We start from the raw sequence: 12,454 nt of genomic DNA, 5'->3' as shown, positions 1-12,454 counted from the left end.
CTCTATCCCTTTGCCCTGTACATTCCAAAAAAACGCTCCTAAGTGAGACGGTTGCAAGCACTGCTTGAGGCAAACGACGAAAAAAGTACTTTTCTGCAGAACTACCCACTTCTTTACAATCGCCCTCGGTAACATTCCTTCGCCGGACTGAGTTAACGTATACTAATGAAGATCCTTCCCAGGTGCTTGACGATCACAGACAAGGTGTATTCACCGCTTAATTTACCAACTTACGGTTGCAACTACAAAAGCGTGCCAGATTTCAAATAGCCCGCGTTGAGTCAACCGAAAAGGTGTAAATCAGCGTCAAAATGGTCTTTTGAACAACTGAAACCATACGTTTTCATTTGACTATAGGACAAATCAAAATGAACGTTTATACTTGTCAATCAGTGTATTAAATCCCTACTTGATATTTGGCCCCGATTGGTAGTTGCAACCTCTTATTGGAGAGATTTTTAGCCGAAAAGGTAGCCTTACAAACAAGTGCCTCAACCCTGGATACTTACCGCTTTAAGCCCCGGCCCGTCAGCAGCGATCCGGCCAGAACAACCTTAGTTATATAAAAGTCCTAAGCGAGTTTGAGAAAAGGAAGTCGAGCGTTATTTTATTGCTGGAGCTATTGAGCCATGAACTAATATTTTTGGCTCAATAGCTCCAATTTACCAAAAGTGCAATTAACTATTGATCCTTACTCGACTTAACCTGTTCTAAAACGACCTTGTAGTCACGCTGGATATCATCATGCTGCTTGTTCATAGCGTTCATACGACTCTGAACATCTTCCAATGCTGATGATGCAGTTGTAATATCTTGTCCATTTTTTTTGCAGATAGATAACCAATCCTCGGTATTTTTATAATTGCTGCTGATATTTTTTTGCAATGTCTCAATCCTAACTAACTCCTTTTCAAAGAAGTCCTTTTTAAGCAAGACGTCTGCAGTTATTGATTGGGTTTGTGGAGAAATGGCAGCATTCGGATGGGCAGCCAGACAGGCTGCTAACGCGTTCGAGGCGGCTAGTCTCGTACTTCGTGCTTGATTTGTTGCCTGTATAGCTTGGTTGTACAGACTTTGTTGCAGATCCAGGGCATCTTTTGCATTCTGAGTATTAAAATGCGCAGCTACAACTGCAGCTGCAAGTAAAGCGCAACCCAACGGCGTGGTAGCAAGACATCCACTCAGGGCAAGAATTGCCAAATCTTCTAAACCCATGGCAATATTGTATGCATCATTTGCAATATCTCTTGCTCTCTTCGCATTAGTCTCCGCTTGTTCTGCATTAGCCACTGCCGTTTGGGCGGCAGCAAGGGCTGCTGCTTCAGCAGCACAGGGATGATCCATCATTGTGCATGAATAAGGCGATAGCATTAATAGCGCAATTAAAGCCCATATATACGACTTAAACAGTAATGTTTTAGTGTTCATACTAATAGGAAATTGAAGGTGAAGTGATAGGAAACTATCAGAAAATACGTTGCCCTACTTTTAGCAGGTCAAAGTGGAATTAGGCTTGCTAGTAGAGCCTAAGACGCCGAAGCAGCAAGATTCAATTCGCCTATGATGGCGCTAACTTACTTTCTAGAATCGGTAAGGAGGGTGTGTTGATTAATGTAAATTTGCAAGATAAAATGTAAATATTATTATAATATTTGTACAATTTATTATACGGTAATAAGGGGCCTTCATTAGAAGCCGAAGTTGGTAGAGATTACACTAAAAGTGACCCCAATTTAGAGCTTATTAAAATCGCCTTGGTAGATTGCCCCAAGCCATCTCACGACCTAAGTAAAGTTTAGGTTGAAAAGGGAGGAAAAATACAAGTTTGTTTGTCTCACAAAATGCTCCCTAATGAGACGAGGAAACCTTCATGAATAAGCGCCCGCCTGATACGACGAAATATTTACTCATTGGCTCATTAATTCGGGCGCTAAATTGGATAGCTTGTTTTAATATCCGTCGCATTCGTGCACTTGTATAAGTGCAATTATAGTACGTTTGAACGGGTTTGAAAAACACTCAAAAAAGGCAGTTCTTCAGCTGTGATTTGAGCCACCAGTGGGGATAAGTCCGAGCAATTATTAGCCAAACCTGTTTAACATGTTTTGACTCCCACTGGTGAATTTAAAGCCTGGACAGTTCAATTGGTGAAAAACCGCGTATGCTATGCTAGGGTCTAAAATTCATGGCGTCATTTCCCAGTTATATCTTTCTTTTTCCCCTTTGTAATCTCTCTTTTCTATGAAAACTTACATTGGTATTGACCGGGGCCGCCCGTGCGGTCTCTAAAGATAGCCTTTCAGTGGCTATTCCAAAACTAACGGCGGGCTGGAAAGTGAGTTCCTACGCCAATTCGCCCGACGGCATTCATTCGCTAATAAATCAACTTCCCGAGCAGGCCCATTGCGTGCTAGAAGCTACTGGTTCCTATTCCGTTTTAGTAACTTATATGCTTTCTCAAGCCAAGGTGATAATATCAGTTATTAATCCCAAGCAGAGTCATCACTTCGCCAAAATGCATTTATCGATCACTAAGACCGATCCGAGTGATGCGGTCTTATTATCAGAATACGGGAGGTCTATTCAACCACTTGTTTATCAGATGAGTAACAAGAGTCTGATGCTTCTTAGACAGAAACGAACTTTGCTTAGACAATACCAAAAACAGCGGGTAGTGCTGCTTAACCTATTTGAATCGTTCCAGCCATTACCCCTGAAAGATGCTACTGTTCAGCATAGTTTGCAACAGATGATTGCTCATTTCCAGGCGGCCATCGCTCAATTAAAGGCTGAAATTAACCAGGTATGCCAAGCTGATTTTACCGAGCAGTACAAGCGGTTACGGTCCATAAAAGGAATTTCTGACGCCGTCGCCACCGCCTTAATTGAGACCACGAATCGGTGCGCCGAAGCGTGGCTTTCGCGACTTTGGATCGGCCAAGGCCTTGGCTAAGTTTATCGGCGTTGCTCCAATCATCTACCAGTCGGGAAAAGTAGGCATAACGAAGGGAATCAACCGCTCTGGTGATGCTCACCTGAGAGGCCAATTATATATGGCTAGTTTGTCAGCAATTCGCTATAATAAACCGTGTCGAGAGTGCTATCAACGCTTAAAAGCGGCAGGTAAAGTAACTAATGTGGCGTTAATGGCTGTCGTCAACAAACTACTTCGCCAGGCGTATGCGGTGGTTAAATTCAATCAAGACTATGATCCGAATTATCAGCCTATTTTACGCTCGATGGCTTGACTTTTAACACAGTTCATGTTAGGTAGACACTGACTACTACTGGTTCTTAAGCTTTAAAAAACGAGCCGCGTTGTTATAGAACAGGTCAGCTTTATCTTCTTGACTTAGGAAGGGTAAACTTTTTAAGTAATCAACCGATTTTCCAATGCCCCCCGGCCAGCGCATCTGGTCGCTGCCAAACATGACCCGCTTGAGGTAACCCCCTTCTTTGGCTAGTTTTAAAAACTCACTAGCATAGTGTTTCGTCAAAGGCTCTACCCATAATAGTGCCCCTAGATCGGAATAGAGTTGGGGATAGAAGGCCATTAAACGGAGAGCGTGTTCATACCATACCTCACCTGAATGCATCATATAGATTCGTAGCTTCGGATAGCGAACCAATACATCTTCAATCAGAAAGGGATCGCTTAGTTGTAATCTGGCTTTAGGCGCCCAAGAATAGGTGGATTGGGGGGGACCACCGCCCAAATGAATCGCCACAGGAATGTCATAGCGTTGACAAATGCGTAAATAGGGTTGCCAACCGGGGTGATTGAGGGTGCTGCCCCCATAGTAGGCACCAATTTCGCCGAAGACAAGAATCTTCTTGTCTTTGACCAATTGTTCGAAACGAACGCTATCCATGCCATAATCAGTCGGCTCATCCATCGCAATGCCTGCAATGAACTTGTGTTCTTTGTCTTGAGTAAGCCAATTGTCCACGCTGGTAGGAGAACCGCTGACGACTGCCTTGACGATACTATACGTGGTGAAAGCTTGATAAGTCTCTTGAAAATGGGCACTAGCCGTTTTGGCTGCTCGCACGCCAGCTACCTCAATAATGGGTCTAAGAAAAGCGCCTTGGTCATAAGAGTGGATGTGCATATCAATAATCTGCGATTGGGCTTGGATTATGCCAACCGAGCAAAATCAAATGCTAAAGAGCAGGGAGAGCTTATGCATAATGAGGGGAATTTATCGACTAGTGACTATATAACTGCTCAAATTAATGTTTTATAATCTCTTATAGGTTAGCTAAAGTACTAAAAGCTCTAGTTTAATCAGTATTGATCGTCCGTCTCTTTAATCACTCTTTTAATTAATCCATGCGGTCGCTAAACCCGCCCGTTAGCTCTTTTCAAGACCACTTCGCCCATCACGCCACCCGACAGTATTCATATAGTTGTCCTATAACACAAATTTACAGCCACCTCAGTTACCTAAGCTGTACACAATGAATCTGTCACTATGCTCATCAATTACTTTGCTCAATTTACATGGGGCATTTTTTGGCTTGGCTGGGCCATCTGGGGATATACAACACGCCGACGAGTGCAGGTGCAACAGCAAATCAACACGAGTTGGTATCGACGAATCCATGTGGGACTCGTCGTGCTGTCCTTCATCCTGCTTCTAAATCCACTACCCATGGCGTTCAATAAACCTTTTTTAGGTTTGCCCCACTGGGTTCACTTAGTAGGCATGATTTTGATGCTGATAGGCATGCTGTTGGGGGCCTGGGCCCGCCAGGTGCTGGCGGATAACTGGAGTGGTGCCATCCAGCAAGTCGAAAACCAGACCTTAGTGACTAACGGTCCCTATCGTTACGTTCGTAATCCGATGTATACGGGTTTCCTCTCGGCCGCGTTCGGGACGACCTTGTATCAGCCCAGCCCGTCAAGCTTGATAGGCTTACTGATCTTGTGTGGAACCTATGTGGTGAAAATAAGCCGGGAAGAGCATTTTTTACGGCAAGTACTTCCTGGCTACGCTGCCTATAGTGAGCATACTTGGCGTCTGCTTCCGTTCCTCTACTGAGTTTGGAATCGGCGAGGGGTACAGGGATTGCCACCACTGAATTCCCCGATTGGAGACATCTACCAAGAATTTTTTGAGCGGATTGGCTAATTTTTGTACAGATCAACGATAACTCTGTGGAAAGCACACCATCTCATTAATCGCTCCCAAGTGAGACGATAGAACGTTCATACCTTTTCCAACACGATCCATAGCATACGATCCAGCTGCCGAAGCATTATTTAAATTTGCTCAATTACATATACTAGATCGGGCTACACCAATCAGGATTTCTTTAGTCAAACAACCTTGCCATCCAGCTTTCGCCAATAAACTGTACATTGACAGACCAGCCAGTTATTCACGCTAATCAATGACCTCAAAGTCGTTTTGACCTTCACAGTCAAAAAGTTGATCCGTACAGCAAAGTCTGAACGACTATTTCACTATAGTTTTGTCCTATTAATCAGTGGTTTATCAACCCGCCTGCTATATGACTAATGTGTATGATTTCCTGAAATATCAGCCCGAAACCTACCGGCAGCTCGTTAGCAAAGACCTGCTCATGGCGTATTATGATTGCCCACAGTCTCGTCAGCGCGATGAGATATTTACGCACCACAGCTACCTAACGTTTTCGGTCAGTGGCAGTAAATGGATTCATCGGCAAGGAAAAACCTGGTTGTTTTCCACGGGCAATCTGGAGTTTTGTAAGAAAGGAGGATTTATACAGGAAGTTTTTTTGGGTAAAGGCTATCGGGCAGTAACGTTTTATGTGCCGGATGTATACCTCAAACAACTGATTCAGAATTTCCGACACTTTTATAGAGGTCAGCCTACCGCCAATCAGACAACAGAACCAATTATTAAACTGGCCATGAATGAAACTTCAACAGGTTTTATTCAGACGTTACTAAACTTCTTTGAGCAGGAGCTGTCACCAACGGAGACTATGTTGGAAGAGCGGTTCCGGGAGTTTTTTTATTCACTATTAATTAATCCCGACAATCACACGTTTGTTGCCTATCTCAACAGCCTGACTGACCGCCCCCATACCTCTCTTTACGAGGTTATGGAAAGCAATTACATGTATAATCTGTCGCTGGAGGAATATGCCCGGATTGCGAATCGGAGTTTAGCTACATTTAAGCGGGAATTCAAAAAACTGTTTGTGACAACGCCTGCCCAGTGGCTGATGCAGAAACGACTAGACTACGCACTGGCCTTACTCAACACGACCCAGAAAAGCATCAGTGATATTGTTTTTGAAAGTGGTTTTGAGAATAGCTCACATTTTAGCCGGGTGTTTAAAGACAAGTTTGGTGCCTCACCTTTACATTATCGGAAACAAAAACCGCTTCAGACAGAAGCCGGACGGCCATGATTAATGTCTATGAGTTTCTGCGCTACCAGCCACAGATTTACAAACAGTTTACCTGTAAAGACCTGCTGTTTGTATATTACTACTGTCCACAGGTTGTCCGAAAAGTAGATGTCTTTACACATTACAACATTCTCTCCTTTGTGATTGAAGGCCGAAAGCTGATGCATCGGCCCGACGAAACCTTGTTACTGGAAGAAGGACATTGCTATTTTCTCAAGACAGGCGCTTTTAATCAGGAGCTGTATCTGGATGAAGGCTGGTGTTCCATGAATCTGTATATTCCAGACAGTTATCTGCAACAGCTTAGCAGCCATTACCAGCCTGGAAGTGATCAAAAGGGCTTGCCAGAACTGGCATTTAGACAGCTTAATGAACTGGAATTCAATCCGCTCACCAGGGAGTTATCGGAACAGCTACTGGCTTCATTTGCTGAAGAGCCTGCTCCGGCTGAAGCTGTTCTTGAACAGCGTTTTCTGAATTTATTTCTATCTATTCTGGCTGAACCCCGTAATCAGGCATTGGTAGCTTACCTAAGTAAGCTGACTAAAAATACCCGCTCAGATTTATATACCGTCATGGAGACGAATTACATGTATAATCTGTCGCTTACGGAATTTGCTCAACTGGCTCACCAGAGTTTACCCACATTTAAGCGCGAGTTCAAACGTATATTCCATACGACACCTGCTCAATGGCTGATGCAGAAACGACTGAGTCATACCGAAGTATTGCTGAAAACCACCGAAAAAAGCATCAGCGACATTGCGCGGGAAAGCGGTTTCGAAAGCAACTCCCATTTCAGTCGAGTCTTTAAAAGCCAGTTTGGCGAGTCACCACTCCAGTACCGAAAGCAGTTGCTTGCTGAATAGACTAATCGTTTAGCTTCTTAATCCTTAATCCTCTTATACGATGGACACATTCCATATTACTGAACTGCAAACGCGTGTGCGGGGGCGACTGATTGATCCTCAACATCCAGACTACCCTACTGCCCGGAAGGTTTATAACGGCATGATTGACAAATGCCCATCGGTGATTGCTCAGTGCACCTGTGTAGAAGATGTGGTTACGATGGTCAATTATGCGCGTGAGCACAACCTACTGGTGGCCGTGCGAGGTGGAGGACACAATGGTGCTGGACTGGGTATCTGCGATGATGGGTTAGTTGTTGATCTGTCGGGGATGAAATACATTGACGTAGATCCCCATAAACAAACCGTTTTAGTAGAAGGTGGCTGCTTGTTGAACGAACTGGATGCGGCCACACACCCTTATGGCTTAGCTGTACCAACGGGTATCAATGGAACAACGGGCGTAGCGGGGCTGACTCTTGGTGGGGGGCTGGGCTACCTGACTCGGCACTGCGGCTTAACCATTGATAATCTGCTGGAAGCCAACATGGTATTGGCGGATGGAAGCGTAGCGAAAGCGTCTGCCAGCGAAAACGAGGATTTGTTCTGGGCGATTCGGGGTGGGGGAGGGAATTTTGGTATTGTCACGTCTTTCTTATTCCAGGCACATCCAATCAGCACCGTTGTCGCCGGACCGATGCTGTGGCACATGGACGATGCCCGTGACATCCTACGTTGGTACCGAACGTTTATTAAAGAAGCCGCTGACTCGCTCAATGGCTGGTTTGCTTTTCTGACGGTACCACCCGGTCCACCTTTCCCGGAGGAACTTCATCTGAAAAAGATGTGCGGTATTGTCTGGTGCTACAGTGGCCCAATCGAAAATGCTGATTCTGTTTTTGAGCCAATACGTCAGTTCAGGAAGCCCGTCTTTGACATGATTGGTCCGATGCCTGTACCCGTGATGCAGGGTATGTTTGATCCGCTGTATCCACCAGGACTGCAATGGTACTGGAAAGGCGACTACATGAACGAACTAAGCGATGAAGCGATCGAGCAGCACCTTACCTATGGCGAAGCCCTGCCCTCGATGCTATCGACTATGCACCTCTATCCCATCGACGGAGCAGCCTCGCGGGTGAGCAACGAGGCCACGGCCTGGGGATACCGCCAGGCCACCTGGGCGATGGTCATTGCCGGGGTCGACCCAGATCCGGCCAACAAAGATGTGGTCACCAACTGGGCACGCGACTACTGGCAGTCCTTGCATCCGTTTAGCGCGGGTGGGTCATACATCAATTTTATGATGGAAGAAGGCGAAGACCGCGTGAAAGCTACCTATGGGGCGAACTACGACCGGCTGGTGGCCATCAAAACCAACTATGACCCTACTAATCTGTTCCGCGTAAATCAGAATATCAAACCAGCCTAAACAACTCCATAACCGTACTGACCGTGTTTACAATGGGCCGATTTGCCCTGTCTGGCGGAGCTATGTCCAATTTTCACACCATGTAAACCAACGATGTACCATGAAATACTATCTGATTCCGCTATGGTTGCTGCTCACTGTCGATGGGTGGGCGCAGGAAAAAACGCCTTACATAATGCCTCGTTTTGAAGGGCCATTCCGACTGGATGGCATCCTCGACGAGCCGGGCTGGAAAACGATTCCCTCGTTCCCAGTAACCATGCACATTCCGACTGTAGGTGCTGAGCCAACCGAGCGCACGGAGTTTCGGGTAGCCTACGATGACAACTTCCTCTATGTAGCAGGCTGGCTCTACGATAGCCATTCAAAGGGCATTCAGGAACTCACGTTTAAGCGGGACGACTTTGGGTCCGCCGATTGGTTCGGGATCGCCCTTGATACGTTTGCCGATAAAGAAAATGCACTGGCGTTTTACACCACCCCAAGTGGAAACCGGATAGACGCGACGAATAAGAACGACGCGCAGGGCGACGACTGGCTGAATTTAAGCTGGAATACGTTCTGGTATTGTGCCACGAGCCGAAATGACAACGGCTGGTTTGCTGAGTTCAAAATTCCCCTGTCGAGTCTGCGCTATCAGGATAAAAATGGCCGTGTCACGATGGGCATGCACCTGAACCGCCGAATTGCCCGTAAAAACGAGTACATTACCTATCCACTCATTTCGAATCAATGGGGATTTACCAGCCAGTTTAAAGCTTCGCAGATGCAACCCATTGTGTTCGAGCATCTGCGGCCCCGAACACCCGTGTATATAACGCCTTATGTACTTGGTGGGCTAAGTTCCGTCCCTCAACTTAATGCTGATCAAACCGCTTACCAACTTCAGCATACAGCGACCTGGAATGCCGGGCTGGATATGAAAATTGGCATCACCAGCAACCTCACTGCCGACCTAACCATCAACACAGACTTTGCCCAGGTTGAAGCGGATGACCAGCAGGTAAATCTGACCCGCTTCAACCTGTTCTTTCCCGAAAAACGACTGTTTTTTCAGGAACGGGCCAGCATTTTCACTTTTAGTTTTGGGGGCGTTAACCAGTTATTTTACAGTCGACAAATTGGGTTGAACAGCGGGCAACGCGTGCCTATTCTGGCTGGTGGGCGCATGGTTGGGCGTATTGGCCGGTGGGATGTGGGCATACTGGATATGCAAACGAAAGCAACGGGCAGCCTATCCTCCGAAAACATGAGCGTAGTGCGGCTTCGTCGGCGGGTGTTCAATCAAAACTCCTACATTGGCCTTATGACCACTGCACGGTTAGGCACCGACGGGCACGCAAACGTAACGTACGGGGTGGATGGCATCTTCCGGGTATACGACCAAAACTTCCTGAGCGTTAACTGGGCGCAAACCTTTGACCGGTTGACAACTGAACAGACACAGCGCAACGGACGGATGCCGACTCGTCGGTTCTTCGATCCGGCTCGCTGGCAGGTGCGCTACGAAAAACGTATTCTGAAAGGATTTGGCTATGATCTAAGTCTTTCACAAGCGGGCCGAAACTATAATCCCGGTTTAGGATTTGAATCGCGGAAAGATTACATGCGCTTTGGTGATCGCCTATTTTGGGGCTGGCTGCCTGGTAAAAACTCGGTATTGTTGAATCATCAGGTCAGCCTGTATGGGTACGCATTTTTACGAAACAGCAACGGAACCGCCGAATCGGTTGAGGTGTCGCCTGGCTGGGATGCTTTGTTCAAGAAAGGGCATCGGGCGCAGGTAAAAGTCCGAAATTCGTATGAGAGCGTGGTGGATACGTTGACATTGTTCGGTATCGCCCGAATTCCGGGTGGTCAATACCGCTTCCAGAGTTTGTATGGGTTACTGGCTACGCCGGGCAATAAGCCATTGAATGCAACGCTGGAAACAGAAATCGGCCGTTTCTACGACGGGTCGCGGGTATCGCTTAGTGTTCGCCCAACCTGGGCTATATCGCGTTATCTGGAACTGAGCAGCTATCTGCAATGGAATCGGATTCGATTTCCGAACCGGGCTCAGCAATACGATGTCACGCTGGCTCAGATTCGTATGAAGGTTTCCCTGAACGTGAACGTATCAACAGAAGCCCTGATTCAGTACAACAGTGTAGCGAAGTTAGTATCCTCAAATATTCGGTTTCGGTATAATCCCCGCGAAGGCAACGACCTCTACATCGTATTTAACCAGGGGACTAGTTTGGAGACTAACCCATTCGATTCGGTAGGTCGACCCACTCAACCCGCTCTTACGGATCGGTCAATGATTGTAAAGTACACCTATACATTTGTAAAGTAATCAGTTGGCTCCTTCTGAATGTTGCTGAAACTAGCATAAACCAGGAAGAATACGTTTCTTGATGATTTAGTAGGATACAGGCAAACCGGGGTGGGGACGCTACTGTGCCACCGGAGCGAAAAACTCGGGTTTTACCTGGAAAATCACGGTCTATTTATGCTTTTATCGGATTTTAGCTGTAAAGGAATCTGTAGAAATACGTTACGAACTCTTTAAAATTGCCAAGACCGTGAAACCCTACTTGCTTATACTTATCTGTGTGTTACCCACAACCCGTTCGCTTGGGCAGGAATATAAGTTTTGGGCAGATTTAAAGCCCGGAAAGTATAAGGTGGGTTTTCAGGATACCTTGATCCTGAAAACCGATGAGCCTTACGCTTACAAAGCGTACAGAGGAGTTAAACCCTTTTTTATTAGTATTTGGTTTCCCACAAAGCAAAAGACTAAACGGCCTGAGATGATCTATCAGGATTACTACCAGTATGCTTCTCAAAAAGAGCTGAATTCAGTACGAAATGCCCTAATTCGGGTTGATACGTCGGTCTTTATCCACAGTGGAATCCTGGCCAACATGGATACCTGGGGAACGATAAAATTTAGCCAGAATGAGCAGAAATTATGGCAGGCTATACTTAACACAAAAGTAAATGCCCATCGGTCAAGCCATTTTCCGACCACTACCTATCCCACGATTATCTATAACCATGGTGGTGGAGGAACAGCGAATGAGAACGCGGTACTGTTTGAATTTCTGGCCAGCCACGGGTTTGTGGTTATTTCATGTAATTATAAGTATCCTGCTGATAATGAGCAAGGGTTTGAGTATTATTTTGCATCCAAAAAGTTTACTTATTGTACCGATATTGAGTTTGTGATTCAATATAGCAAGCAATTACCGTTTACCGATCCCAATCGATTCTATTATATAGGACATAGTTTTGGCGCTCAACAAGGGCTTAAATTAAACCAAAAAGGCAACCGTGATATTAAACGATATATTCTCCTGGATACAACTTTGGAAGATTATTCATTGGAAGCTGTAACCCAGATGTGGCCTGAATTAGATACCTTGATTCAGCGGCATGCAAAGGAGTTTAAAACGAGTACTTACATCATTACGGCGCCCAGGGCCTATTATGAGAACGGGAATTATCTTCAGCAGCCTTATCCCGAATTTAAAATTTATAAATTTTTATCAGCAGAACGCGTTACGCTGGTTAACTCAAAACAACCGATGAACCATAATTCATTTCTAAGCCTGGGAATTATCAAAAAGTTTTACGCCCATGAATATCCCCAGATCGACAACCGAACCGCTACAGGTCAAGTAGCGGCTTATTTTGATGTAGTTCGTCTAGTGTTATCTATCTTAACGGATAAAAAACTCAATCGGGATAAGTTTATTATCGTTAAATAGGGTGCGTA

Annotated in this window: 10 protein-coding genes; 8 read left to right on the top strand and 2 right to left on the bottom strand. The window is 45.7% G+C overall.

What is annotated here, in order from left to right; genetic code table 11:
- Positions 1 to 681: 681 nt before the first annotated feature.
- Positions 682 to 1,428, bottom strand: coding sequence for a hypothetical protein (locus IC230_RS26915; RefSeq protein ID WP_191042174.1), 747 nt, complete (start codon positions 1,426 to 1,428; stop codon positions 682 to 684).
- Between the two features lie 874 nt (positions 1,429 to 2,302).
- Between IC230_RS26915 and IC230_RS26910 the strand changes: the two genes are divergently transcribed.
- Both IC230_RS26910 and IC230_RS34175 read left to right on the top strand, forming a co-directional pair.
- Complete coding sequence (locus IC230_RS26910) at positions 2,303 to 2,953, top strand: IS110 family transposase (protein ID WP_317171848.1); 651 nt, start codon at positions 2,303 to 2,305, stop codon at positions 2,951 to 2,953.
- On the top strand, positions 2,946 to 3,248 hold the full coding sequence (locus IC230_RS34175; protein WP_262893191.1) for a transposase: 303 nt from the start codon (positions 2,946 to 2,948) through the stop codon (positions 3,246 to 3,248). Before IC230_RS26910 ends, IC230_RS34175 begins: the two co-directional genes overlap by 8 nt.
- 36 nt (positions 3,249 to 3,284) lie before the next feature.
- Here IC230_RS34175 and IC230_RS26905 read toward each other — a convergent pair whose 3' ends face one another.
- Complete coding sequence (locus IC230_RS26905; RefSeq protein ID WP_191042173.1) at positions 3,285 to 4,112, bottom strand: amidohydrolase family protein; 828 nt, start codon at positions 4,110 to 4,112, stop codon at positions 3,285 to 3,287.
- A 363-nt stretch (positions 4,113 to 4,475) separates the two neighbouring features.
- Between IC230_RS26905 and IC230_RS26900 the strand changes: the two genes are divergently transcribed.
- The 6 genes from IC230_RS26900 (at position 4,476) to IC230_RS26875 (ending at position 12,446) form a co-directional block, all read left to right on the top strand.
- Positions 4,476 to 5,045, top strand: a complete 570-nt coding sequence (locus IC230_RS26900; protein WP_191042172.1) for a methyltransferase family protein — start codon at positions 4,476 to 4,478, stop codon at positions 5,043 to 5,045.
- A 472-nt stretch (positions 5,046 to 5,517) separates the two neighbouring features.
- Positions 5,518 to 6,408, top strand: a complete 891-nt coding sequence (locus IC230_RS26895) for a helix-turn-helix domain-containing protein (protein WP_191042171.1) — start codon at positions 5,518 to 5,520, stop codon at positions 6,406 to 6,408.
- On the top strand, positions 6,405 to 7,277 hold the full coding sequence (locus IC230_RS26890; protein WP_191042170.1) for an AraC family transcriptional regulator: 873 nt from the start codon (positions 6,405 to 6,407) through the stop codon (positions 7,275 to 7,277). The genes IC230_RS26895 and IC230_RS26890 overlap by 4 nt, the downstream gene beginning before the upstream one ends.
- Before the next feature lie 40 nt (positions 7,278 to 7,317).
- Complete coding sequence (locus IC230_RS26885) at positions 7,318 to 8,691, top strand: FAD-binding oxidoreductase (RefSeq protein ID WP_191042169.1); 1,374 nt, start codon at positions 7,318 to 7,320, stop codon at positions 8,689 to 8,691.
- A gap of 100 nt (positions 8,692 to 8,791) precedes the next feature.
- Complete coding sequence (locus IC230_RS26880) at positions 8,792 to 11,029, top strand: carbohydrate binding family 9 domain-containing protein (RefSeq protein WP_191042168.1); 2,238 nt, start codon at positions 8,792 to 8,794, stop codon at positions 11,027 to 11,029.
- Between the two features lie 571 nt (positions 11,030 to 11,600).
- Positions 11,601 to 12,446: an alpha/beta hydrolase family protein gene (locus tag IC230_RS26875; RefSeq protein WP_191042167.1), complete on the top strand. Its 846-nt coding sequence runs from the start codon at positions 11,601 to 11,603 to the stop codon at positions 12,444 to 12,446.
- Positions 12,447 to 12,454 lie beyond the last annotated feature (8 nt).

Origin of the sequence: Spirosoma validum, assembly GCF_014699035.1 — a bacterium.
GTDB lineage: Bacteria > Bacteroidota > Bacteroidia > Cytophagales > Spirosomataceae > Spirosoma > Spirosoma validum.
Note: the sequence above shows the minus strand (reverse complement) of the source record. Positions and strands in the feature narration are given on the sequence as shown.